This is a genomic window from Plantibacter sp. AC185, from assembly GCF_979258065.1.
On the sequence record NZ_OZ409831.1, the window covers coordinates 826,305 to 849,304 of the forward strand.

General features: G+C 69.8%; 22 protein-coding genes and 1 tRNA gene. 9 read left to right on the forward strand and 14 right to left on the reverse strand.

The window, feature by feature from the left end:
- Positions 1-126 precede the first annotated feature (126 nt).
- Positions 127-1,020: a UTP--glucose-1-phosphate uridylyltransferase GalU gene (galU, locus tag ACZZZB_RS03960; protein WP_137242063.1), complete on the reverse strand. Its 894-nt coding sequence runs from the start codon at positions 1,018-1,020 to the stop codon at positions 127-129.
- Positions 1,021-1,173: 153 nt separating this feature from the next.
- Between galU and ACZZZB_RS03965 the strand changes: the two genes are divergently transcribed.
- Genes ACZZZB_RS03965 through mscL form a run of 3 tightly spaced genes read left to right on the forward strand, consistent with a single transcriptional unit; the run spans position 1,174 to position 2,651 of the window.
- Positions 1,174-1,773, forward strand: a complete 600-nt coding sequence (locus ACZZZB_RS03965) for a 5-formyltetrahydrofolate cyclo-ligase (protein ID WP_085511023.1) — start codon at positions 1,174-1,176, stop codon at positions 1,771-1,773.
- A 32-nt stretch (positions 1,774-1,805) separates the two neighbouring features.
- The gene (locus ACZZZB_RS03970; protein ID WP_463529052.1) at positions 1,806-2,153 is read left to right on the forward strand and encodes an FmdB family zinc ribbon protein; all 348 of its coding nucleotides are present in this window, start codon (positions 1,806-1,808) and stop codon (positions 2,151-2,153) included.
- Positions 2,154-2,204: 51 nt separating this feature from the next.
- Entirely contained in the window at positions 2,205-2,651 is a 447-nt protein-coding gene (gene mscL, locus ACZZZB_RS03975) for a large conductance mechanosensitive channel protein MscL (protein WP_274499583.1), read from the forward strand.
- Between the two features lie 36 nt (positions 2,652-2,687).
- On the opposite strand, the gene ACZZZB_RS03980 is transcribed toward mscL, so the two are convergent.
- The 3 genes from ACZZZB_RS03980 to ACZZZB_RS03990 all read right to left on the reverse strand — a co-directional run bounded on the left by ACZZZB_RS03980 (position 2,688) and on the right by ACZZZB_RS03990 (position 7,971).
- Positions 2,688-2,903 (reverse strand): hypothetical protein, encoded by a 216-nt coding sequence (locus ACZZZB_RS03980; protein WP_079705393.1) that lies wholly within the window; start codon positions 2,901-2,903, stop codon positions 2,688-2,690.
- Between the two features lie 16 nt (positions 2,904-2,919).
- Positions 2,920-6,621: an AAA family ATPase gene (locus ACZZZB_RS03985; RefSeq protein ID WP_236555390.1), complete on the reverse strand. Its 3,702-nt coding sequence runs from the start codon at positions 6,619-6,621 to the stop codon at positions 2,920-2,922.
- Between the two features lie 135 nt (positions 6,622-6,756).
- Positions 6,757-7,971: an ROK family transcriptional regulator gene (locus tag ACZZZB_RS03990; protein WP_124768906.1), complete on the reverse strand. Its 1,215-nt coding sequence runs from the start codon at positions 7,969-7,971 to the stop codon at positions 6,757-6,759.
- Positions 7,972-8,087: 116 nt separating this feature from the next.
- Between ACZZZB_RS03990 and ACZZZB_RS03995 the strand changes: the two genes are divergently transcribed.
- Positions 8,088-9,290 (forward strand): glycosyltransferase family 4 protein, encoded by a 1,203-nt coding sequence (locus ACZZZB_RS03995; protein ID WP_463529053.1) that lies wholly within the window; start codon positions 8,088-8,090, stop codon positions 9,288-9,290.
- On the opposite strand, the gene ACZZZB_RS04000 is transcribed toward ACZZZB_RS03995, so the two are convergent.
- Positions 9,253-10,287, reverse strand: a complete 1,035-nt coding sequence (locus ACZZZB_RS04000) for a Gfo/Idh/MocA family protein (protein ID WP_124768904.1) — start codon at positions 10,285-10,287, stop codon at positions 9,253-9,255. The genes ACZZZB_RS03995 and ACZZZB_RS04000 overlap by 38 nt on opposite strands.
- 164 nt (positions 10,288-10,451) lie before the next feature.
- Here ACZZZB_RS04000 and ACZZZB_RS04005 point away from each other — a divergent pair, with 164 nt between their 5' ends.
- Positions 10,452-10,949 (forward strand): LysM peptidoglycan-binding domain-containing protein, encoded by a 498-nt coding sequence (locus ACZZZB_RS04005; RefSeq protein WP_411558060.1) that lies wholly within the window; start codon positions 10,452-10,454, stop codon positions 10,947-10,949.
- 19 nt (positions 10,950-10,968) lie between these two features.
- Here ACZZZB_RS04005 and ACZZZB_RS04010 read toward each other — a convergent pair whose 3' ends face one another.
- A complete protein-coding gene (locus ACZZZB_RS04010) occupies positions 10,969-12,393 on the reverse strand; it encodes a CitMHS family transporter (protein WP_124768902.1) in 1,425 nt (474 codons plus the stop codon).
- A gap of 228 nt (positions 12,394-12,621) precedes the next feature.
- Between ACZZZB_RS04010 and ACZZZB_RS04015 the strand changes: the two genes are divergently transcribed.
- Both ACZZZB_RS04015 and ACZZZB_RS04020 read left to right on the forward strand, forming a co-directional pair.
- Entirely contained in the window at positions 12,622-14,361 is a 1,740-nt protein-coding gene (locus ACZZZB_RS04015) for a sensor histidine kinase (RefSeq protein WP_463529054.1), read from the forward strand.
- The gene (locus ACZZZB_RS04020) at positions 14,361-15,032 is read left to right on the forward strand and encodes a response regulator (RefSeq protein ID WP_463529055.1); all 672 of its coding nucleotides are present in this window, start codon (positions 14,361-14,363) and stop codon (positions 15,030-15,032) included. Before ACZZZB_RS04015 ends, ACZZZB_RS04020 begins: the two co-directional genes overlap by 1 nt.
- 216 nt (positions 15,033-15,248) lie before the next feature.
- On the opposite strand, the gene ACZZZB_RS04025 is transcribed toward ACZZZB_RS04020, so the two are convergent.
- The 6 genes from ACZZZB_RS04025 to ACZZZB_RS04050 form a co-directional block, all read right to left on the reverse strand.
- Positions 15,249-15,902, reverse strand: coding sequence for a ScbR family autoregulator-binding transcription factor (locus ACZZZB_RS04025; protein WP_137242079.1), 654 nt, complete (start codon positions 15,900-15,902; stop codon positions 15,249-15,251).
- A gap of 182 nt (positions 15,903-16,084) precedes the next feature.
- Positions 16,085-16,927 carry a LysR family transcriptional regulator gene (locus ACZZZB_RS04030; RefSeq protein ID WP_194644251.1) on the reverse strand — a complete coding sequence of 281 codons (843 nt, stop codon included), beginning with the start codon at positions 16,925-16,927 and terminating at the stop codon, positions 16,085-16,087.
- A gap of 78 nt (positions 16,928-17,005) precedes the next feature.
- Positions 17,006-17,077 (reverse strand) — tRNA-Arg (locus tag ACZZZB_RS04035).
- 25 nt (positions 17,078-17,102) lie between these two features.
- On the reverse strand, positions 17,103-17,600 hold the full coding sequence (locus ACZZZB_RS04040; protein WP_137242081.1) for an HNH endonuclease: 498 nt from the start codon (positions 17,598-17,600) through the stop codon (positions 17,103-17,105).
- Between the two features lie 428 nt (positions 17,601-18,028).
- Positions 18,029-19,198: a CHAP domain-containing protein gene (locus ACZZZB_RS04045; protein ID WP_463529056.1), complete on the reverse strand. Its 1,170-nt coding sequence runs from the start codon at positions 19,196-19,198 to the stop codon at positions 18,029-18,031.
- A 250-nt stretch (positions 19,199-19,448) separates the two neighbouring features.
- Positions 19,449-20,150, reverse strand: coding sequence for a metal-dependent transcriptional regulator (locus ACZZZB_RS04050; RefSeq protein WP_079705381.1), 702 nt, complete (start codon positions 20,148-20,150; stop codon positions 19,449-19,451).
- 144 nt (positions 20,151-20,294) lie between these two features.
- Between ACZZZB_RS04050 and serC the strand changes: the two genes are divergently transcribed.
- The gene (gene serC / locus ACZZZB_RS04055) at positions 20,295-21,407 is read left to right on the forward strand and encodes a phosphoserine transaminase (RefSeq protein WP_463529057.1); all 1,113 of its coding nucleotides are present in this window, start codon (positions 20,295-20,297) and stop codon (positions 21,405-21,407) included.
- 86 nt (positions 21,408-21,493) lie between these two features.
- On the opposite strand, the gene ACZZZB_RS04060 is transcribed toward serC, so the two are convergent.
- Complete coding sequence (locus ACZZZB_RS04060; protein WP_463529058.1) at positions 21,494-22,213, reverse strand: DUF3027 domain-containing protein; 720 nt, start codon at positions 22,211-22,213, stop codon at positions 21,494-21,496.
- The gene (locus ACZZZB_RS04065) at positions 22,206-22,589 is read right to left on the reverse strand and encodes a cold-shock protein (protein ID WP_079705376.1); all 384 of its coding nucleotides are present in this window, start codon (positions 22,587-22,589) and stop codon (positions 22,206-22,208) included. Before ACZZZB_RS04065 ends, ACZZZB_RS04060 begins: the two co-directional genes overlap by 8 nt.
- Positions 22,590-22,724: 135 nt before the next feature.
- Between ACZZZB_RS04065 and ACZZZB_RS04070 the strand changes: the two genes are divergently transcribed.
- The gene (locus ACZZZB_RS04070) at positions 22,725-23,000 is read left to right on the forward strand and encodes a multidrug ABC transporter ATPase (RefSeq protein WP_124768896.1); all 276 of its coding nucleotides are present in this window, start codon (positions 22,725-22,727) and stop codon (positions 22,998-23,000) included.

Below are 23,000 nucleotides of genomic sequence, written 5' to 3' on the forward strand. Positions count from 1 at the left end.
CCTCTCGCGTTCTGTGGTGAGCCTAGTGGAGCGCTCGCCGATGCACCGACACCACGTCGTCGACAGCATCGCGCCCCGAGATCCGCAGCTGCGGACCCGGGGCGCGTCGTGCGTCGTCGGGTGGACTCAGTCGAGGTCCCCGGCGAAGTCCTTGAGCCACGGACGCAGCTCGGGACCGAGGTCTTCGCGGTCGACCGCAAGCTGCACGATCGCCTTGATGTAGTCGAGGCGGTCGCCCGTGTCGTAGCGACGGCCACGGAAGATGACGCCGTAGACGCCGCCCGTGCCCTCGACGTCGGCGGCCATCTCCTGGAGCGCGTCGGTCAGCTGGATCTCGCCGCCCTTGCCCGGCTCGGTGCGCTCGAGGATCTCGAACACCTCGGGCTTCAGCACGTAGCGGCCGATGATGGCGAGGTTGGACGGGGCGTCCTCCTTCGCAGGCTTCTCGACGAGGCCGGTCACCCGCACGACGTCGGCGTCGTCGGTGGCCTCGACGGCTGCTGCACCGTACATGTGGATCGAATCGGGGTCGACCTCCATGAGAGCGATGATCGTCGCGTTCCGCTTGTCCTGCTCGTCGAGCATGCGCTCGAGGAGGACGTCGCGGGCGTCGATCAGGTCGTCGCCGAGGAGCACGGCGAAGGGCTCGTGGCCGACGTGGCGCTTGGCCCGCAGGACGGCGTGGCCGAGGCCCTTCGGGTCTCCCTGGCGCAGGAAGTGGATGTCGGCGAGCTCACTCGACTCGTTGACCTTCTCGAGGCGCTGGGTGTCGCCCTTCTTCGCGAGGTTGAGCTCGAGCTCGGTCACGCGGTCGAAGTGGTTGGCGAGGGCGTTCTTGTTGCGGCCGATGATCATGAGCACATCGGCGAGCCCGGCGCTGACGGCCTCCTCGACGACGTACTGGATGGCCGGCTTGTCGACGACGGGGAGCATCTCCTTCGGCAGGGCCTTCGTCGCCGGAAGGAACCGGGTGCCGAGACCTGCTGCGGGGATGACTGCTTTGGTAACACGAGTGGTCATGAGGGAAAACCTATCGTGTGGAGCCGGGGAAGTCGCCGAATACCCCCTCGATCGAGGGTGAAATCCCCTGAACCCCTGGACGAGGCGACGGATGTCGGCTATGAGGTCGGGCAACGAGCCGGGCGCGACGACGAGCCGTTTAGAATGGGTCGCATGACGAGCCCCGCCGAACACGAGAAACGAGCGCTGCGCGCCGAGCTCCGTGAGCGGCGGGAGCTGCTCACCTCCCTGGAGAAGGAGCGGTCGACCACCGGCCTGACGGACAACCTCCGAGCCCTCGTCTCCCGCTTCGGCGCGACCTCCATCGCCTGCTACCTCTCCTCCCCGAGCGAGCCCGACACCCGTCCCTTCCTCCAGTGGGCGCAGGAGGCGGGCATCCGCATCCTGTTCCCCATCACCCGCACCGACGGGCTCCTCGACTGGACGATCGGCGAGGAAGGCATCGAGACGGTGGGCTTCGCCGGCACCCCCGAGGTCGTGGGTACCACCCTCGGTCCCATCGCGATCAACGACGTCGATCTCATCCTCGTCCCCGCGGCGGCCGTCGACGCCCACGGCATGCGCATGGGCTGGGGTCGCGGGTACTTCGACAAGACGCTCGGCTCGATGGAGCGCTGCCCTCCCGTCTACGCCGTGCTGTACGACACCGAGATCCTCGACGAGGTCCCGAGCGAGATCCACGACGAACCCGTCGGCGGTGCCGTGACCCCGAGCCGCATCCTCGACTTCGACCAGGTCAGACCGCGCCGCTGAGCGCGCCGACCCACCACATCCCAGGAGACCCCGTGCCCACCTACGCCTACCGCTGCACCGAGTGCGGCAACGCCTTCGACGTCCAGCAGTCCTTCACCGACGACTCCCTCACCGAGTGCCCGGCGTGCTCCGGCAAGCTGCGCAAGCTGTTCAGCGCGGTCGGTGTCACGTTCAACGGCTCCGGCTTCTATCGCACGGACTCCCGCGCCGGTGCCGGCAAGGGCTCGAGCTCCATCCCGGCCTCCTCGAAGTCCTCGGTGGGGTCGTCGAGCTCGTCCTCCTCGGACACCAAGGGCGGATCCTCCTCCTCGGGCGGCTCCTCCAGCTCCGGTTCCGGCTCCAGCGCCACACCGGCCTCCGCCGGGAGCGCCGCGTCCTGAGCCGGTAGCGTAGCCAGGGTCCTGCCCATCCCCGATCCTCAGGGAGACCCCATGCTCAAAGGCTTCAAGGAGTTCATCCTCCGCGGCAACGTGATCGACCTGGCCGTGGCCGTCGTGATCGGGGCCGCGTTCACCGCCATCGTCAACTCGCTCGTCGAGAACATCTTCAACCCGCTGCTCGGGGCACTCTTCAAGGCGGAGAGCTTGAAGGACGCCTTCATCGTCCCGATCCCGACCCTCGACGGGAAGACGGCCGATCTGCAGTTCGGTGCGTTCCTCGGTGCCGCGATCCAGTTCGTGCTGGTCGCCGCCGTCGTCTACTTCGTCATCGTGCTGCCGATGAACCACTTCAAGCGCATCACGACGAAGCCGACGATCGCCGACGAGGCCGCAGCACCGAGCGAGCTGTCGCTCCTCACCGAGATCCGCGACGTGCTGAAGACGGGCACGAGCGCTCCGCTGCCGCCCGCACGCGACGACACGACCGACGGCCGCTAGTCCGGCTCGTCCAGCAGCACCGACGTCGCGTCCCGCTCACCAGTGGGGCGGGACGTTGCGTTGCAGCTCGTCGTCGTTGCCACCGCCGCCGGCGGGTTTGGCGGTGCCGCCCCAGGCGGCGTCGGTGTCCTCCGCCGCCTTGACGGGATCGGCCGGCAGCTGCGGCGCGGGATCCGTTCCGGGAGCACCGGGGCGGATCGCCCGCCTCGATCCTCGGGGGCGGACGATCCGTGGCTCCTGATCGTCCTGCATGATCAGTGTCCGACCATCAGTGGCGCGGGACCTGCACGGCGATCGGCGCGGTGTCGAGGTGCTCGGTCGTGTTGAGACCGAGCACACCGGCCACACGCTGCGCGACCGCCTCGGCATCGGCGAAGAGGTCGAAGCTGTGCACGCGGACGTAGTGCCAGCCGAGGCGGCGCAGGACGTCGGGGCGGAGCCGCAGCGATTCACGGAGGCTCGCGTCACCCAGTTCCTCGTCGCACTCGACGACCACGGCTCGGCCACCCCACGAGGCGACCAGGGCGAGCTTGCCGCGGTAGCCCATGTCGACCCGCATCCCGAGCGTCTCGAGGCGCGTCGCGAGGTCGACGAGCATCGGCTCGGCCTCGTGCGTCGCCTGATCCTCGGAGGCGCGGCGCGACGTGTCCGTGAGGATGCGTGCGAGCGCGAGGATGCCGTGCTGGATCCGGTTCTGGTCGAGGTCCTCGGGGCGGACACACGAGACGATCACCATGGACCGCCGCGCGCGCGTCATACCGACCGCGAGCAGCCGGTCGCCGCCGGGCTGACCCAGCGCGCCGAAGTCGGACAGGACCCGCCCGTGCGGCGTCAGGCCGTACCCGATCGAGAAGATGACACGGTCGCGGCTCTCGGCCACGGACTGCTCGAGCGTCAGCACGGTGAACGGTTCCGCCCGCTCGCGGAGGAGGAAGTCGGAGAGGTCGGCCCGACGGGAGAACGCTGCGAGGACCGCCTGCTGGACCCGGACCGCGTGCTTGTCGCTCGCGGTCACGACCATCAGGGATTCCTTCGGACGGTTCGAGGCGTGCTCGAGGACGAGTTCCACCACTCGTTCGACCTCGACGTCGACACTCTCCACCGCTCCGGTGACCGGGTCGGGCATGCCGAGCCCGCCGGGCACGTAATCGAGGCTCAGGCTGCCGTGGCCCAGGAACGAACCCGCCCACGGCAGGGAATCGATCTGGCCACCGTAGAACCGCTCGTTGACGAGTTCTGCGAGGTCTTCGCCTCCCGCGCGGTAGGAGCGCGTGAGCATGAGGGTCGGCAGGACGGAGCTCAGCTGTTCGAGCGCCGACTCGCGGTGCAGTTCGGCGATGTCGGCGTGCTGCTCGGGGGTCGCCTCCTGATCCGTCAGACGGATCTCGAAGGGCGACGGACTCTGCGTGACGGGGTCACCGAAGGCGACGACCTGACGCGCACGACGGATGGCGTCCACGTTCTCGGCGAGGAGCGTCGCCCCCGCGTCGACGAGGAAGACGGCGTCGAAGGACGCGCTCTCGGGGATGCGCGGCACCTCGTACGGCGAGACGAGCCAGACCGGCGCGAGGACACGGGACAACGTGGGGGCCGCCTGCTCGAGCTCGGCCGCTCGGAGCGGTCGATCGCGCTTGAGGAGCGAACGGAGCGCCATGCCCTCGGTGGCGTGGTCGACAAGACCGATCTTCCAGGTGTCGGCCAGCAGCGAGGCGAGGAGCTGCCCGGAGGCGGAGGCGTGCGCCTCGTCCACCAGCCGGAAGTCGGACTCGAGACGTTCGACGACGCTCGTGTTCGCGCCGAGCAGACCGCGGTCCTCGGTGAGCACGAGTTCGAGCATCGACTGCCACCAGGCGAGCTCGAGCTCGTCGGCGAGGCGCGTCCGCGGCACGTGTCGCTGTGAGAGGTCGATGATGAGCTCGCCGAGACCCTGCTCGCGCAGGCCGGCGAGGATCGCGGTGCGCTCCTGGAGGTTGTGGAGGACCTCGGACTCGGCGGCGAGTTCGGAGATCGTGCGGACGAGACTCGGGATCGCGAGGCGTCCGAGGCGGTCCGGAGTGTCGGCGATGCCGAGCGGCTGGTCGACCAGCTCGAGCTTCGCGGCGACCGTCTGGTACGCCTGCTCGACGTCCGCGATGCCGAGCGGCACCTCGGGCGGCGCGCCGGTCGTCACGTAGCGCTGCCACAGAGTGCGCTGCTGCTGGATCCGGCGGAGGGCGGCGTTCATGTCGGGTACGTGTGCGCCGGGCCGCAGGTACTCCTTGGCCAAGGCCTTGAGTCGCCGGCGGCTCGCCGACGACATCGCGGCGGAGTCCTTCCGCGGGCTCGTCGCGACGATCAGGTCGGCGAGCGACCGGTCGAAGACGTCGGGCTGGAAGCGGTCGAGCGTCTCCCGGATGTCCGCGAGGAGTCGCAGGTAGATGCCCAGCTCGTCGATGGACTCGAACGGCCGCATCTGCGTCTGCCCGATGAGGCCGTACGCGCGCTCCAGGAGCTGCGGCAGGTCCTTACGGTGCAGGCGCTTGGCGAGGTCGTGGGTCTCTTGGGCTTCCGCGGTCGTGTCGAACGACGCGCCGTACCAGGGCGAGTCGCCCGGACCGTACCGGAACTCGCCGAGGGCGGCCGCGCCTTCGAGCGCCTCCGCCGCGCGGGAGCGGCCTGCGGCGAGCCCGACGAGCGTCTGGCGGTCGAGGCGGACCAGGGTTCCCGGAGGGTGCGGCAGCTTGGAGAGCTTCGAGAGTGCTTCGAGCGCTTCGATGACCGAGACCCGCAGGTCCGGGTCCTTCGCCTGCAGCGAGGTGCGGTAGTCGATGAGGACCCGACGCAGCCGGACGAGTGCGTCGTCGACCTCGCCGACCTGCGGCGGGATCGCGCGCTCGTTGCGTGTAATCGCCTGGATGAGGTCGCGGCGGAGGGTCGACGGCGACGCGCACAGACCGGGCAGACCGACCTTGGTCAGGCGGTGGCGGATGCCCTCGAGCGTGGAGCGGCGGGGGCTGACGACGAGGACGCGCTTGTGCTGCGACGCGAGCACGCCGATCGCGTTCACGATGGTCTGCGTGCCGCCCGTGCCTGGAAGCGTCGTGACGACGAGCGAGTTGCCGGCACCGATCTGCGCGATGACGTTCTCCTGTTCGACGTCCGCGTCGAGCAGCAGGGTGTCGGTCGACGGCGGGCGGTCGTCCTGGCCCGGCGCGTCGACGGGCGTGAAGCTGCTGCGCACGAGGCCGACCGCACCCTCGTCGCCGGCGACGGCGTCGAGGATCGGGTGGTCGAGCTTGGCGGCGTCGTCGAGCAGGGAGTGACCGACGGCGGCGAACGAGGAGACGAGCAGACGCGGCTGGACGGTGAACCACTCGAGCCCGGCGGCGAGCGAGCGGAGGCGGTCGATGACGGGCTGCGGCTTGAAGACCCCGCCCGACTCGCTCAGCGCGACGAACTCGTCGGGATCGAGGACGATGCCGAACTGCTCGCGGAGGGCGCGGACGAGTTCCGGGTTCGCGGTCGTGGCGCCGCGCAGCTTGACCTCGTAGTCGCGACCGTACCGGCGGATGGCCAGCGGCCGGAGCAGGACCGGCGCGCTGAAGTCCTCACCCTGATGCGTCCACTGGGCGAGACCGACGGCGAGGTGGACGGCGTCGATGCCGCGGACGGTGGAGAGCTCGATGCCCTTCGTCGTGATGCGGTCGGCGGCGCGCTTCGCACCGCGGAGCGCGATCTCGTCACGGATGAGGTTCGACAGCAGCGTCGATTTGCCCGAGATGAACTGCGGCAGACCACCGGGATGCGTCGAGCTGAGCTCCACCCGGGTCGTCGGTGCGTCCACGAAGTGGAGCAGCGGCGAGGGGCCGCCGACCGTGCTGAGCTGCTGACGCCAGGCGTGCAGCGCCGTGTCGACCACGCCTGCCGATGCCGCCACGGGACCCTCGCGGAGTTGCGCCTCCGCTGCTTCCCGTTCGACTCCGGACGTCACGTCGCCGTCATCCCGTCTCTTCTCTAGCCGCCACACACTTGCACCATACGTGCCCGGTAGTGGAAACACCGGGAAGCGGTGCGGTTTTTCGCCGAGTCCGCCGAGGAAATGTGCGACGCGCGCGTCGTCCGAGGGTCAGGAGACGCCGAGGAGGCCGGAGAGCACCATCACCGCGGTGCCGCGCAGGACGATGTCGGCGCCCTGCTCGCTCATCCGGATCTGCACGCCGCCGTGGAACTCGGTCATCGTGCGCGCCCGCACGGTCTCGATCGCCGCGTCGAGGAGTACGCCGGCGAGCAATTCTTCCGGGCCGCTCACCACGATCTCCGACAGGTTCAGTGCACCGACGATCGCGGCGAGCGAGACACCGAGGCGCTCCCCCGCGGCGCGCAGGATCTCCTCGCGACGCTGCTCGACCTCCGCGGCGGGAAGATCGCTCGCCTCGGCCGCCGCGAGGAGCTCGCGCAGGTGCGGCACGGCCAGCCAGGCCTCGAGACACCCCCGCTTCCCGCAGGCGCACAGCGGCCCGCCGTCGGTGCCGACGACCACGTGGCCGATCTCACCGGCGGCGAACCGGCTCCCGAAGAGCGGATGGCCGCCCACGAGCAGCCCCGCCCCGACGCCGTTCCCGACGCTCACGAGCATGAGGTCGCCGTCCGCCCCGCCGAAGCTGTACTCCGCGAGCACCGCGGCATTGGCGTCGTTCGCGACGAGGACCGGCACCTGGGCGACCTGCTCGATCGCCCCCTGGAGGTCGACGTCGGTCCAGCCGAGGTTCGGGGCGCTGCGGACCGTGCCGGTCATGTCGACGACGCCGGGCGAACCGACCCCGATGCCCAGCACCTCGACCGTCGCCTCCTCGACGAGGTCTGCGGCGAGCGCGACGGCCTTCGCGATCGCGTCCGTCCCCGTGGCGCCGTCGAGCGGCACCTCGAGCATCGTCACGACCTCGCCGTCGAGGGTCAGCACAGCACCTCTGAACACCTCGGTGTCGGAGAGGTCGAGGCCAACGATCTGGAACTCGTCGCGGTTGATGTCGATGAGCGTGGCGGGCTTGCCCGGGCGAGAGGTCTCGCGGAGGCCGACCTCGACGATGAGGTTGTCCGCGATGAGCGAGGCGACGAGGTCGGAGATACTCACCCGGGTCAGGCCGGTGGCGCGGGCGATGTCGGCCCGACTCATGGCACCGCTGGCGAAGAGGGTCTGGAGGACGAGCGCCCGGTTATGACCACGGGCGTGTTCCGGCAGGACCTTCGCGTTCGGCCGCAGCCGCCGCGCCGGGGTGTACGAGAAGGATTCGATCCGCTCCGACGCGATCCCGCCGCCGCTTCCGAATCCACCAGCACTCATGCGATAAGTAAAGCAGGCTGCGCCTCATCGTGCGGCACCGCGATGTCACCCGATGGTCACCGACACGTCGCCCGCCGGGCACCGCTGCGACCCGTACGACGCGGAGCATCATGGGTGTGAGGATCGCAATCGTGACCGAGTCGTTCCTGCCGCAGATGAACGGCGTCACCCACTCCCTGCTCCGCATCATGGAGCACTTCGCGGACCGAGGGGACGAGGTGCTCGTCATCGCCCCCGGCGCCGGAGCCTCGACGCCACGGCTCCACGAGGGCTTCCGGGTGGACGGCGTCCCGTCGATCCCGCTCCCCCGCTACCGGAACGTGCGGGTCGCCGCCGGCGGAGTCGGCCGGATCACCGAGCTCCTCCGCGGCTTCCGCCCCGACGTGGTGCACCTGGCCTCGCCGTTCGTCCTCGGCTGGCGCGGTGTCCAGGCCGCCGAGCGCCTGGGCGTCCCGACCGTCGCCGTGTACCAGACCGACATCCCGGCCTACGCCGGACGGTACGGGTTCCCGGTCGCCGAAGCGTTGCTGTGGCAGCACGTCGAGCGCCTCCACGGCCGGTCGACGCTCACGCTCGCGCCGTCACGGCAGTCGATCGCTCAGCTGGAGGCGCACGCCATCCCGCGGGTCCGCCTGTGGGTGCGCGGCGTCGACGCCGTGCGGTTCTCCCCGGAGCGGCGCAGCGAAGCCTGGCGTCGTTCCGTCGCTCCCGGCGGCGAACGGATCGTGGGCTACGTCGGTCGGCTCGCGGCCGAGAAGCAGGTCGAGGACCTCGCGGTGCTCGGTCGGCTTCCGGGCGTCAAGCTCGTCATCGTCGGCGAGGGGCCACTGCGTGCCTCACTCGAACAGCGGCTGCCGAACGCGGTCTTCACCGGATTCCTGGGCGGCGAGGAGCTGGCGGTCGCGATGGCGGGACTGGACGTGTTCGTCCACCCCGGCGAGTCGGAGACCTTCTGCCAGACCATCCAGGAGGCGATGGCCTCTGGCGTACCCGTCGTCGCGACCGGTCGAGGTGGGCCGGTCGACCTCGTGGACTCCAGCCGCACCGGGTGGCTCTACGAACCCGGCAGGCTCGACCAGCTGCGCGGGTTCGTCCAGGACCTCGTGGGCGACGAGGTGAAGCGGGCGGCGTTCGGTGCCGCGGCTCGGGCAGGCGTCCTGCCGCGCAGCTGGAAGAGCGTCAGCAGCGCGCTGATCGGGCACTACAGTGACGCCATCGAGTTGCACGAGGGCGCTCGGGCACGGCGGAGCGGTCTCGACCCGCGCGTTCAGGTGCCTCGGGTCACTCGCCCGGGTACCGGACGCCGATCTGGCGCCTGACCTCGTCGAGGGTCTCCATGATCGCGACCGTCTCGGCGAGCGGCATGATGTCACCGGAGAGGCGGCCCTCGGAGGCGAGCCGTTCGAGCTCCCACGCCTGGAAGTGCATGCCGCGGCCGTCCACCTCGGAACGGTAGGTCTCCACGACCTCGCCGTCGGTGCCGAACACCCGGAAGGTCGTCGCCGTGTACCAGACGCGGTCGAACTCGATCCAGCCGTCGGTCCCGACGATGGCCGCGCGGTTCGGGCCGACGGTGTTGCTCGCCGACAGGGTGTTCGCCACCTGGCCGTCCGCGTAGCCGAAGAGGGTCGCGACCTGCATGTCCGCCCCCGTGTCGCGGAGCGCGGCCGTGGCCTGGATCGTCGTCGGGGTCCCGAAGACGGACGACGCGAAGGAGACCGGGTACACGCCGAGGTCGAGCAGCGCGCCGCCGCCCAGCTCGAGGTTGTTCATGCGGTGCTCCGGGTCGTCCGAGAGCAGCTGGGTGTGATCGGCGACAAGGCTGCGCGGCTGTCCGATGACACCGTCGGCAAGCAGCTCGCGGAGCCGGACCATGTGCGGGAGGAACCGGGTCCACATCGCCTCGAGGACGACCAGGCCGCGCTCCGCGGCGAGCGCCACGACCGCCTGCGCCTCGGCGGCGTTGAGGGTGAAGGGCTTCTCGATGAGGACATGCTTCCCGGCGTCGAGCGCCAGCACCGCCTGCTCGGCGTGGAACGGGTGCGGGGTCGCGATGTAGATCACGTCGACCTCGGGGTCGGCGGCGAGCGCCTCGTACCCCACGTGGACGTTCGGGATGTCGAACTCGGCGGCGAACGCGGCTGCGGTCTCGGCGGATCGCGAGGCGACGGCCCGGACGTCGAAGCCGTGCCGTCGGAGGTCGGCGGTGAAGCTCTTCGCGACGCCGGCGGGGCCGAGGATGCCCCATCGCAAGCCGGTGGACGGGCCTGCCGTTGGGGTTCCCGTTCCGGTCCGGTCGATGTCCTGCTCCGTCATGGCTCTCCTTCGATGCGCGTTCCAGCAGCCTACTGGAGGGCCTCCGGCGCTCGGGATTTCGGGGTTAGCCCTGCTCGGACTCGCGGCGCCTCGCCGTAGGCTGGGGGTTCGACCGAGCCCCGCCGACCGCGCTGAGGGCCCGGTCCATCCTGGGGGGATGCGTTGTGGGGCCGAAGGAATCGAGCCGACGTCGACGTGCGCTGTCGCACGCCCGGACCCTCGCGATCGGCGTCGTCGGTCTCCTCGCCCTCAGCGGCTGCGTCTCGGAGCCGGCCCCGCCTCCGGTGACGGTCGTCGTCACCCAGCAGCCGGACCCGTCGCCCTCGGTCGCCCCGGTGCCCACCTCGACCGCGCGCGACGCGCTGCCTCCTGAACCGGCGCCGATCGTGCCGAACGCGCCGGCGGAACCGGCGGAACCGATTCCGGAGGGCCCCGCGTTCGACCTCGGGCCGAGGGACGGTGCGCTCGGCCCGGTCGTCTCGGACGCCGATGGCAATCCGATCAGTTACACGGTGGTCGCCGGCGATGTGTTCTTCGACATCGCGCAGCGCTTCGACCTGCCGCAGCAGCAGTTGCTCCGCATGAACCCGTCGATCCCCGGCTTCGGACTCGACATCTACATCGGCGACATCGTCAACCTCGACTGGACGACCACGCGTTGAGCCTCGGCGCCCGCCGGTGTCAGCCGAACGGGATGGTGCCCACGAGCACGCCGACGACGAGCATCACGAGCGAGACGATCGCGGCGCGCCACAGGACCTTCTTGTGGTGGTCGCCGAGGTTCACGCTGGCGAGCGACACGAGCAGGAGGATGGCCGGCACGAGCGGGCTCTGCAGGTGGACCGGCTGACCGGTGATCGACGCCCGCGCCATCTCGACCGGTTCGATGCCGAAGGTCGAGGCGCTCTCGGCCAGCACCGGCAGGATGCCGAAGTAGAACGCGTCGTTGCTCATGAAGAACGTCATCGGGATGCTGAGCACCCCGGTGATGACCGCGAGGAACGGACCGAGCTCCGTCGGGATGATGTCGACGATCCAATCGGCCATCGCGGTGACCATGCCGGTCCCGTTGAGGACGCCGATCAGCACACCGGCCGCGAGCACCATCGAGACGACGCCGACGATGCTCGGGGCGTGGGCGACGATCTCCTTGGACTGCTGCGCGAGCCGCGGGAAGTTCACCAGGAGGGCGATGGCGGTGCCGACCATGAACACGTAGGGCAACGGCACGAGGTCGAGCACGAGCAGCGTCATGACCGCGACCGTGAGCACGAGGTTGACCCAGATGAGTCGCGGGCGCAGGGTGTCGCGCTCGGGGTCGAGCATCGTGTCGGCCATGGCCGTGTCGTCGGGGCGGACGAGGGTCGCGAGGCGCCCACGGGCACTGGTCGAGAAGGTCGTCGACATGCCGCCGGTGAGCGGGTGGTCGGCGGGCCCGGAACCCGAACCCGGTGCGGCGACGCCGGAGGCGCCGTCGCCGAGGAGGTCGACGCCCGCGAGGCGCTTGCGCTCCCCCAGTCCCAGGAACCAGGCGAAGGCGAACACGAGGACGAGGCCGGCGGCGAGCGACGGCAGCATCGGGACGAAGATCTCGGTCGGCGAGACGCCCAGGGCCGAGGCGGCTCGGACGGTCGGCCCACCCCACGGGACGATGTTGAGCGTGCCGTTCGCGAGCCCGGCGACGCAGGTGAGGACGACCGGGTTCATGCCGAGCCGCAGGTAGATCGGCAGCATCGCGGCGGTCGTCACGATGAAGGTCGTCGACCCGTCGCCGTCGAGTGACACCGCGCCCGCCAGGAGCGCCGTACCGACGACGATCTTCGCCGGGTCATTGCCCAGCGCACGGACGATGAACCGGACGAGCGGGTCGAAGAGCCCGACGTCGATCATGATCCCGAAGTACATGATCGCGAACATCAACAGGGCGGCGGTCGGAGCGAGGCTGCCGATCGCCTCGATGACCATGTCGCCGAGCCCGAGTCCGGCCCCGGCGAACAGCCCGAAGACCGTGGGGACGATGATGAGCGCCACCATCGGGGTGAGGCGCTTCGTCATGATCAGCACCATGAAGGTGAGGATCATCGCGAATCCGAGAATGACCAGCATGTCGACTCCTTCGTCTGCGTGCACCGCGGTGTGCACGACGGGACGCGGCGCGGCGACACGGGCGATGGACCGAGCGCGGCGGGCGTTCCCGGAACCGTACGGGAGCGGCACGGAGCTGTCTCGCTTGTGGGCGTTCGGCTCGGATCTGCGGGTTACACCACCTTCTGCGCATTCTGCTCATCACGCGGTCGACGCCGCCCATCGCCCCGGCGACGTACGATCGGAGCCATGATCGGCGACGAAGCGGAGCGGCCAGGTCGACGACGGGGCGGGCGCTCCAGCTTCGCGGCGCAGGTGCTCGTGCTGCAGCTGGTCGTCGTCATCGCGGTCGTCGCCGTGTGCACGGGTGTGTTCGCCTGGATGAGCAGCGAGCGCCTCGTGCAGGAGGCCCAGTCCACCGCCCTCGCGATCGCCCAGAGTGTCGCGAGCGATCCCGACGTCCGCACCGCCGTGACGCTCGAGGCACGTACCCCGGGGACGCCGACGGCGGCCGACCTCCGGACCGGCCCCCTGCAGGAGCTCGGCCGTGAGGTCGGCGCACGGACCGGGGCGCTCTTCGTGGTCATCACCGACGAGCGCGGGATCCGTCTGGCGCACCCCGACCCCGACCAGCTCGGGCTCCGGGTGAGCACCAGTGCGGAAGCCGCTCTGGCCGGTACGGAGTCGGTCTCGTGGGAGACCGGCACCCTCGGCCCGTCCGCGCGCGCCAAGGTGCCCGTCTTCGCCGCCGAGTCCTCCGACACCGGTGGGGCCGTGGTCTCGTCCGGCGCCGGCGAGGTCGTCGGCGAGATCAGCGTCGGGTTCGCCCCGCAGCGCGTGTTCGCCGACGTCGTGGGCGAGACCATGCTGGTCGCGGGCGCAGCGCTCCTCGCGCTGACGATCGGCCTGGTCGCTTCGATGCTCATCCGGCGCCGGCTGCGGCGGCTGACCCTCGGCCTCGGACCGGAGGAACTCGCCGCGCTCGTGCAGAACCAGGCTGCGGTCCTCGGCGGGGTCGGCGAAGGCGTCCTCGGTGTCTCGCCGGACGGCGTCGTGACGGTGTGCACCGATCAGGCGGCCAGGCTCCTCGACATCGGGTCGGTCGTCGGGCGCCGGTTCGACGACCTCGACCTGCCCGATCCACTGGTGGACCTCGTCGCGGACGACGCCGCGCCCCCTACCTCGGCCCAGCTCGTCGTCGGGTCCCGCGTCCTGTTCGTCGACGTCCGGCCCGTGTCCCAGGACGGCGTCGACCTCGGGCGGGTGGTCGTCGTCCGCGACCGTACCGACGTCGAGGCGCTCACCCGGCGGCTCGACGCGGTCGCGACGATGACGACCGCCCTCCGCGCGCAGCGGCACGAGTTCGCGAACCGGTTGCACGCGATCTCCGGACTCCTCGAGACCGGGCAGGACGCCGAGGCCCGCGACTATCTCGCCAACGTGCTCGACCATGGACCGCTGAAGTACCCGGTGCAACACGCGGACCGACTCACCGAGCCCTACCTCCAGGCCTTCCTCGGCGCGAAGGGCGTCGAAGCTGCGGAACGCGGGGTGCTCGTGACCATCGGCTCCGAGACCCTCGTCACCGGCTCCCTGTGCGATCCTGAGGACGTGACCACCGTCCTCGGCAACCTGCTCGACAATGCGGTGAACGCGGCCGTCGCGGGCCGGGTCCGACCGGCCTGGGTGGAGGTCGAGGTCCTCGACCACGGCACCGAGCTGCACTGCTCCGTGATGGACTCGGGCGACGGCGTCGTGGCGACCGGCCAGGACGACGCTCCACCCGCCTCCCCCACCAGCGACCACGGCGATCTGGACGACATCCACGGCCACGGGTTCGGCCTGCCCCTCTCACGCGACATCGCCCGTCGTCGAGGAGGGGACGTCTGGTTGGCGTCTCCCGGCGTCCGCGGCGAACACGGAGCGGTCTTCTGCGCGCGGCTCCCCGGGACGGTCGTACCGGCGCCGTCCATGGCGGGAGACGGATGATGGCGGCCGATCTCACCGTGCTGGTCGTCGACGACGACTTCCACGTCGCCCGCCTACACTGCCGGATCGTCGACGAGGTCGACGGGTTCCGTGCGCTCAGTCCTGTCGGGTCTGCTGCCGAGGCCGCACGGACCATCGCCGCCGAGCCGCCCGACCTCGTGCTCCTCGACGGCTACCTTCCCGATCGGAACGGGCTCGAGCTCCTCGTGGACCTCCCGATCGACACCATCGTCGTCTCCGCAGCGTCTGATGGTGCGTCCGTGCGCCGAGCGCTTCGTGCCGGAGCCCTCGGGTACCTGGTGAAACCGTTCCCGCCACAGGTACTCCAGGACCGGCTCGCCGCCTACGCCCGGTTCCGGAACGTCCTCGGCGAGGCAGTGAACGCCGACCAGGAGACAATCGAGCGCGCCCTGCGCATCCTGCATTCCGGCGACGCTGGGGCGACGACCCGGTCGAGGTCCGCGACGGAGACGGCCGTCCTCGAGGCGGTGTCGGAAGCGGAAGGAGAGCGCTCGGCCGCCGAGGTGGCCGCGCTGGTCGGCGTCTCACGCGCGACGGCGCAACGGTATCTCTCTGCGCTGGCCGCCCGAGGTCTCCTGACGACGCAGCTGCGGTACGGGACCACCGGGCGTCCAGAGCACCGGTACGCGCCGCCAGCCATCGGCCGCTGAGGCGTCCACACGCCGTCGGCTGGGCGATCCCCCCACGACATCGCCCAGCCCGGCACGTGAACCAACTCTTCGCCGATGGAACGCGGGATGCCCCCGCACACCGTGATCCATCCGTCGTCGCACGACGATCAGCAAAGTGAGTTAATCACCCGATTCAGTTTAGGGTGACCTCACGGCGTATGCGTCAGGGCTACCCCCTAACGTGCACCCGACCGCTCAGGCGTCCTGCGCGTCGAAGGCGGCGTCGAGGACGGCGAGCACCTCGGCCTGGCGATCCGCGACGATGACCGCCGCGATGAGGATCCGCCACATGGTGTCGACCGCGTTGAGGAGGTCGGTCCGGCCGGCCAGCAAATTCGAGATGAGCTGCGTGCCGGTGAAGAACGCGACGAAGGACCTCGCCAGTTCCGCCGGCTCGAGCGGAGACCGCAACTCACCGAGCTCGATCGAGGCCTGCACGCGCTCCTCGACGCTCGCGATCCACTGCTCGTGGAACGCGGTCGTCGGAGCCTGGATGACGCCCTGCTCGAGCGACAGCCGCAGGCCGGCGCGCGTGATGGGGTCGGTGAGCAGCTGCTCGGTGATGAGGCGGGAGGCCTGGACCAGCCCGCCGAACGGCGAGGGCGCGGTGGTCGGCGCGGTCAACGCAGCGATCGAGCGCGTGCTCTGCTCGTTGATGACGGCGATCGCCAGTTCCTCTTTCGAGGGGAAGTAGAAGTAAAGCGAACCCTGCGTCGTCCCCGCCTCGCGGGCGATGTCCGACAGGCTCGCCTGTCCGTAGCCGACCCGGTCGAACATGCGGGCGGCACCTTCGACGACGGTCTGGCGTCGTTCATGACCTCGTTGCTGCTGTGGTCGTCGTTCGGGCATGTGCGTTTCCTGCTTCTGTCATCCCCCGATTCAGGGATAAGCGTACCCACTCCGAGCTGAGAAGACGGTGTCGAACGCGGCAGAAATTCGGAACAAGTCGACCGACTTGATCGCGAGAAGATCCCGGTCGGGTCGCAAAAGGGCGCATCGAGGGTGTCGTCACCGACCGCGACCGAGCGGACTCACTCGCGTCGGGTGACCAGGGCGAACCGCTCGCGGAGCTCAGGCGCGTCGGCGAACGGCCGCCAGCACAGGCCGTCGCCTTCCCGCATCGCGGCCACCGGACGGAGGGCGACGAGTCGCTCACCGAAGCGCAGGGCGTCGAGGAACAGGGTGTCGTTCCCGGCATCGATCGTCAGCGAGCGCGGGTACCAACCGCGCGCCGCGAGCGCGCCGGCCAGCCAGGCCGAGTACGCCGGGTCCTTGCCGGGCTCGGGACGGAGCAGCTCCTGGTCGGCGAGATCGGACCACTCGATGACGTCCTTCGCCGACAGCGGGTGCGCCGCGCGCATGACGACGCCGAGCGGCAGCGCAGCGATCTCCTCGGCGGCGAGCTCGGCCGGTAGCTCGATCGGGAGACGCACGATGGTGGCGTCGAGACGGCCGGTGGTGACGAGGTGCAGCTGCTCGACCGGTTCGATCGCGACGGCGACCGCCGGGACGTCGATGCGGCGGCCGGCCTCGGAGACGACCGCGTCCCACGTCGTCGGCGGCCGGCCGACCCGGATGTGCCGAGCCGGTGACGCGGGATCCATGTCGGCGACGACGTCGATGAAGGTACGGACCTTCAACAGGAAGCGCTGCCCCTCACGCGTCGGGCGGTACTCCTCCCCCAGGACGCTGAACAGCTCGACCCCGAGCGCGGCCTCGAGCCGCCGCAGCTGCTGCGCGAGACTCGGCTGCGCGACCCCGAGCAGGTTCGCCGCGGCGCCGAGTGTCCGAGCATCCGCGACGACCACGGCCGACCGCAGCTGACGAAGGGTGATGGCGTCGCGTTCGAGTTGGCGGTGGAGGTCGTGCGTCATGCTTCGAGCCTACGGCGTGCTCGCAGCCCTACCCGACATGCGAAGCCGTGCTCGCATGGACGACCGTACCTCCGATAGTGCCCCTGGAGGGACTCGAACCCCCAACCCTTTCCTTAGGACGGAACTGCTCTTCCATTGAGCTACAGAGGCTGACCCATCGAGTTTAGCCGGTCGCTCAGGCGGCAGGCGCCAGGTACTGCTCCCAGTCGGGCTCCGAGCGCTCGACGCCCCGCACCATCCACTGCGAGCCGTGCGGCGTCCCCGGTGAGACCCGGAGGCTCCAGTTCATCTCCACCGGCGTGCGGTCGCCCTTCACGTTGTTGCAGCGCAGGCAGCAGGCCACGAGGTTCTCCCAGCTGTCCACACCCCCGCGCGAGCGCGGTTGCACGTGGTCGATCGTCGTCGCAGCCTTCCCGCAGTAGGCGCAGCGGTGGCCGTCACGGCGCAGCACCCCGCGGCGGGTCACGGGCACCCTGCGTGCGTTCGGGATCCGGACGTATCTGGTGAGCAGGATGACCGACGGCCGATCGAACGATCCGCTCGTCGCCACCACGGGATGCGAGGAGTCGATCTCGACGACGGTCGCCTTGTGATGCATCACGAGCACGAGGGCCCGCTTGAACGAGACGATCGCGAGCGGCTCATAGCCCGCGTTCAACACCAGTGTGCGCATGCACGTTCCCTTCCGAAGGGCCACGACGGCTGCCGCGACCGGTCGACGATCACCACCTGCAGCGTCCCTGACGCGCCGGATCGAGTCGTTTCCGGGGAACAAAAAAGGGCACTGTCATGACGACAGCACCCTCTTGACCCACGGCGGAGCCGCGGCACGCTTGGCTGGAATGCCGCAGCACGTAGAGGCCGCGACCATTCGCGACCACGTGGCGACGTATAGCGTGCATCAGCTCCTGAACCTCTCCGAGTTGCAGAGCACCAGATTAACCCACACCGACCGGATTTCCGCACGTTGCAGGAGAATTCCCCTCCGCGCCATCTCGGCTTCGGACGACGGACATCGCATGGTCGCGAACGGTCACGGCGCATCGACGACGAATCGCGTCCCTCCGATGGAGGGACGCGATCCAGGTCGAGCGGGTCGGATCAGCCGACGCCCGGCGGGTAGAGATAGAGCGCCACGGCGCTGGCGGCGATGGTGCGCGTGTTGTAGCTGTGACGCGCGGATCCCCAGTTGTACTCCTCCAGGGTGACCGTCCCGTCGGCGTTGACCGACTGTACGTAGGCCACGTGGTTGTAGTTGAACCACGCGACGGAGCCAGCGATGGCGTTCGTCCCCTTGTTGTACTGCCACGAGTCGGCCCAGCCGTAGGCACTGCTCGGCGGCAGGCCGTTGCCCCAGGTGAAGGCCCAGTTCCCGCTCGGCGTGCCCGCGTCGCGGTTGAGTCGCCAGGCGACGAAGTCCACGCACTCGCGGTAGTAGTAGCGCAGGGGCGAGAGCCCGCCACCCTCGTCGTCGGAAGCCTGATCGAACCAGGGGTAGTCGTCGCCCGCCTGGCGTGCACCGACGGTGATCGAGTAGGTGGCGTTGCTGGCAGCTGCAGCGGCATCGAGCTGCCGCTGGCGCTCGGCGAGCTCGTCCGGCGTCGTCGCGGAGTAGAGATCGCGCGAGATCGGAGCGTCGGCGACCTTGTCGGAAGCGACGACGCTCTGGGCACCTGAGGTCTTCAACTGCTCCGAGGCGGAGGTCCCGTACTCGGTCTGCGCGCTGCTGCTCGCCGCGTACGCGGGGAGGGCGACGGTGGCGACCAGGGCCGGCACGAGGAAGGCCATGGTGGCGACGCCGCGGACGGATCCGGGTCGGGCTCCGGACGGCTTCGGCTTGCGCACGGCGACCGTCGACGCGGTCGGCTTGACCGGGGGCTTGCTGCGGGCGACGCGGTCCGCGCCGGTGCGGAGCGGAGCGACGGTCGCGAACGAGGTCTCGGTGGCGGACGTCACGGTGAAGGATTGCGGGGTCGTCGGCTCCGGCGCGGCGGGCTTCGTCAGCGGCCGCTCGTCGAGACGGACCTCGCCGGTCGTGACGGCGGCGTCGGCCTCCTCGACCACGGCATCGTCGAGGATGATCTCGGGGTGCTCGACGGGTGCGTCCGGAGCGACGTCGGCGACGAGCGCGTCGTCGGTTGCGGATTGGGACGGGGTGGTCGGCTCCGCCTGCTTCGCGGCCTGCTCCTGGAGTCGGAGCTGCTTCCGGGTGAGGGGGACGTTCGGGGTCGTCTCGGCCTGTTCGGGGCCGCTCTCGCCAGCTGCAGTCAAGTGGATTCCTCCGGCACCCCGCATGAGCGACGACGATCGCGGTGTGGCGATCGGCATGGCGCAGCCCCATCCGACGATTGATGTCGGTTCGTGTGGCCGAGGGACGGGCTAGGGGGTGCCTCGGTCGTCTTCCTGGGGCCAGATCATGGCCTTCAGGACGAGTGACAGCCTACGGGTTACCCCTCAGAAAGTCACGTTTCGATCACGGGAAAACGGGCAACATGAGGGAATCCTCATACGCATCTCATGCTCACGCGGCAGGGGTCTCCACGAAGATGTGCGTCGCGAGCTCGTTGGGCAGCTCGAGGCCGCCCTCGACACCGTCGATGGTGACGAGCACGTAGCCGCCCGCTGCCGCGAAGGTTCCCGAGCGACCCGGCATGACGCCGGCCTGCTTCAGCTGCAGGAGTAGTTCGGGGTCGACCTGCGCCGGCTCGCCGAGACGTCGGACCGTCGCCGTGACCGGCTCGGAGCGTCCTTCGACGAGGCCGACGATGTTGATGACGCCCTGCGAGAAGGCGACGGCGGGGCTGTCGCCGAACTCGTCGAGTCCGGGGATCGGGGTGCCGTACGGCGACTCGGTGGGGTGGTTGAGCATGTCGAGCAGCTTGCGCTCGACCTGCTCACTCATGACGTGTTCCCAGCGACAGGCTTCCTCGTGGACGAACTCCCACTCGAGCCCGATGACGTCGCTCAGGAGGCGCTCAGCCAGGCGGTGCTTCCGCATGACGTGGACCGCCTTGCGTCGGCCCGGTTCGGTGAGCTCGAGGTGCCGGTCGCCCGACACGACGACGAGTCCGTCGCGCTCCATCCGACCGACCGTCTGCGAGACCGTCGGTCCGGAGTGCCCGAGGCGCTCGGAGATCCGCGCACGAAGCGGGATGATGTTCTCCTCCTCGAGCTCCAGAATGGTGCGGAGATACATCTCTGTGGTGTCAATCAAATCGGTCATCGACGCCCTCCCTGCCCGATTGCACGTTCCCGGTAAGCCTAGTGCGCGGCGGCGACGTTCCCGCGCCAAGCCACTCCGCCCCGCGTGGACGCATCCGGGCGCCGTGGCACGACGCCATGAGGCCCTCGCCTCTAGAATCGCCGTATGCCGGAGATCACGATTCCCACGTCCCTTCTGCCCGCCGATGGTCGATTCGGCTGCGGCCCCTCCAAGATCCGACCTGAGCAGATCGCAGCGCTCTCCGAGGCCGGCCTGTCCCTCCTCGGCACCTCCCACCGTCAGGCTCCCGTCAAGCAGCTCGTCGGCCGCGTGCGCGCCGGCCTGGCCGACTTGTTCCGCGCCCCCGAGGGCTACGAGATCATCGTCGGCAACGGCGGCTCGACCGCGTTCTGGGACGCGGCCGCCTTCGGCCTCATCGAGCAGCGCAGCCAGAACCTCGTCTTCGGCGAGTTCGGCGGCAAGTTCGCCAAGGCGGCGGGTGCCCCATGGCTCACCGCTCCGGACGTCCGTGAGGTACCGGGTGGATCCCGCATCGATCCCGAGGCGGTCGAGGGCGTCGACGTGTACGCCTGGCCGCACAACGAGACCTCGACCGGCGTCATGGCCCCGGTGCGACGCGTCTCCGGCGACGCCGGCGCCCTCACGGTGATCGACGCGACGAGCGCCGCCGGTGGTGTGGACTTCGACGCGAGCCAGGCGGACGTCTACTACTTCGCACCGCAGAAGAACTTCGCATCCGACGGCGGCCTGTGGTTCGCGCTCTGCTCCCCCGCGGCGATCGAGCGCATCGAACGGATCGCGGCGAGCGGCCGCTACATCCCGGAGTTCCTGAGCCTGAAGAACGCGGTCGACAACTCCCGACTCGAGCAGACGCTCAACACTCCCGCGTTGTCGACGCTCGTGCTCCTCGAGGAGCAGATCTCGTGGATCAACGGCAACGGCGGCCTCGCCTGGGCATCGGCACGGACGGCCGAGTCCTCAGGCGCCCTGTACGAGTGGGCCGAGCGCACCTCCTACACGACACCGTTCGTGACGAACCCCGACCACCGCTCGCAGGTCGTCGTCACGATCGACTTCGACGACGCCATCGACGCCGCGCTGGTCGCGAAGACCCTGCGGGCGAACGGCATCGTCGACACCGAGCCCTACCGCAAGCTCGGCCGCAACCAGCTGCGCGTCGCGACCTTCACGGCGATCGACCCCGCAGACGTCCGTCAGCTCATCGCGAGCATCGAACACGTCGTCGGAGCGCTCTGATCCGCCTCCCCCGCTGAACGCCGAACGGGCGGTCGAACCCTCTCGAGGTTCGGCCGCCCGTTCTTCTGTCGCGTGGTGCGCGAGTGCTACTCGTCCTCGAACCGGTCGTCGTCCTCGTCGGAGTCTTCGTCTTCGTCATCGTCGGAGTCGTCTTCTTCCTCGTCCGAGTCGTCCTCGTCCGAGTCGTCGTCATCCGTGTCGTCGTCGGAATCGTCCGACGCCGCATCGACGTCGTCCTCGTCGTACTCGAGTTCGATGCCGTCGCGGTCGCGGTCGCGGGGATCCCCGGACAGCGCGACATCGTCGTCGTCGAACTCGTCGGTGTCATCCGCGTCGTCGAGCGCGTCGTCAGCCGCAGCCGCTGCCGCTGCCTCCTGCGCGGCGCGGTAGTCCGCGAGGCGTTCCGACCACGGCACCCACTGCGGAGCCAGCAACGCGCCTTCGCCGGGCATCAGCTCCGTCTCGAGCACGTTGGGCGCGGCGTCGTCGGCGGTCCGCGAGAGCGTCACCGTCCAGAACCATCCGGGGTAGCCCGCCATCGTGTTCGCGAACAGCAGCGAGACGACGTGATCATCGACCACGACGTGCCCGGCCGGCTCACCGACCGTGCTCGCGGGCGTGATCTCCTGCAGCGCTTCGCGCGCGAGCTCCACGGCGGCGATCAGGGTCTCGTCCGGCACGGGTGCCGGCGTCGACTCGCCATCGGTGCCGGCGTCCGAGCGATGCTCGTCCGACTCGGCTCGTGTGTCCGTGTCGGCCGTGACGTCGCGATCCTCGACCGGGGTCTCCTGATCGGCGTCAGGCATCCAGCTCGTCCGCGACCTTGCGCAGCACAGCAGCGATCTTCGTGCTGTGACTGCTGTTCGGGTACTTGCCGCGGCGCAGGTCGCCACCGATGCCGTCGAGAAGCTTCACGAGGTCCTCGACGATGATCGCCATGTCGTCGGCCGGCTTGCGCTTCAGCTTGACGAGGCTGGGCGGTGCCTCGAGGACGCGCACGGACAGCGCCTGGGCGCCGCGCTTGCCGTCGGCGATGCCGAACTCGAGCCGCGTCCCCGGCTTCACGCCGGCCGTGCCCGCGGGCAGTGCGGAAGCGTGCAGGAAGACCTCCTGGCCGTCATCAGAGCTGATGAAGCCGAAGCCCTTCTCCTCGTCGTAGAACTTGACCTTGCCGGTGGGCATGGGAACCTCGCTGTGTGTCGTGCGCAGAAATGCAGCGCCGTGCGGTGATCGCGCAGGAAGCGCGATCGAGAGGACCATCGGTCCTCGGCCCCCAGCCTATTCGGTGCAGCAGCCGCGTGCCTCTATCCTGGGAGCGTGACTGATGAGCAGACGCCGAGCATCTCGCGGCCCGAACGGATCCTGGCCTACATGGTCGTGACGATCGTCGCCGTGTCGATCGCCGCGTTCGTCGCGGTGATGGTCGGCACCGCCACCGGCCTCGAGCAGGGCGACTTCGCCGTCGGCGTCTGGCCGGTCGTGACGATCCTGCCGCTCGTCGGACTCCCGATCGCCTTCCTGATGCTGATCACGCTCATCATCGTGGGTGCCGTACGACGGTCCCGCGAGTCCCGCGGTCAGTCGCCGCGCTGA

Bases quoted from the DNA above. Each gene is read 5' to 3' on its own strand.
- ACZZZB_RS03990 (WP_124768906.1), bottom strand. From the start codon at position 7,971: ATGAGTGCTGGTGGATTCGGAAGCGGCGGCGGGATCGCGTCGGAGCGG.
- galU (WP_137242063.1), bottom strand. From the start codon at position 1,020: ATGACCACTCGTGTTACCAAAGCAGTCATCCCCGCAGCAGGTCTCGGC.
- ACZZZB_RS04065 (WP_079705376.1), bottom strand. From the start codon at position 22,589: ATGCCCACCGGCAAGGTCAAGTTCTACGACGAGGAGAAGGGCTTCGGC.
- ACZZZB_RS04050 (WP_079705381.1), bottom strand. From the start codon at position 20,150: ATGACCGATTTGATTGACACCACAGAGATGTATCTCCGCACCATTCTG.
- ACZZZB_RS03965 (WP_085511023.1), top strand. From the start codon at position 1,174: ATGACGAGCCCCGCCGAACACGAGAAACGAGCGCTGCGCGCCGAGCTC.
- serC (WP_463529057.1), top strand. From the start codon at position 20,295: ATGCCGGAGATCACGATTCCCACGTCCCTTCTGCCCGCCGATGGTCGA.
- ACZZZB_RS04040 (WP_137242081.1), bottom strand. From the start codon at position 17,600: ATGCGCACACTGGTGTTGAACGCGGGCTATGAGCCGCTCGCGATCGTC.
- ACZZZB_RS04000 (WP_124768904.1), bottom strand. From the start codon at position 10,287: ATGACGGAGCAGGACATCGACCGGACCGGAACGGGAACCCCAACGGCA.
- ACZZZB_RS04030 (WP_194644251.1), bottom strand. From the start codon at position 16,927: ATGACGCACGACCTCCACCGCCAACTCGAACGCGACGCCATCACCCTT.
- ACZZZB_RS04020 (WP_463529055.1), top strand. From the start codon at position 14,361: ATGGCGGCCGATCTCACCGTGCTGGTCGTCGACGACGACTTCCACGTC.
- ACZZZB_RS04060 (WP_463529058.1), bottom strand. From the start codon at position 22,213: ATGCCTGACGCCGATCAGGAGACCCCGGTCGAGGATCGCGACGTCACG.
- ACZZZB_RS03980 (WP_079705393.1), bottom strand. From the start codon at position 2,903: ATGCAGGACGATCAGGAGCCACGGATCGTCCGCCCCCGAGGATCGAGG.
- mscL (WP_274499583.1), top strand. From the start codon at position 2,205: ATGCTCAAAGGCTTCAAGGAGTTCATCCTCCGCGGCAACGTGATCGAC.
- ACZZZB_RS04025 (WP_137242079.1), bottom strand. From the start codon at position 15,902: ATGCCCGAACGACGACCACAGCAGCAACGAGGTCATGAACGACGCCAG.
- ACZZZB_RS04015 (WP_463529054.1), top strand. From the start codon at position 12,622: ATGATCGGCGACGAAGCGGAGCGGCCAGGTCGACGACGGGGCGGGCGC.
- ACZZZB_RS04010 (WP_124768902.1), bottom strand. From the start codon at position 12,393: ATGCTGGTCATTCTCGGATTCGCGATGATCCTCACCTTCATGGTGCTG.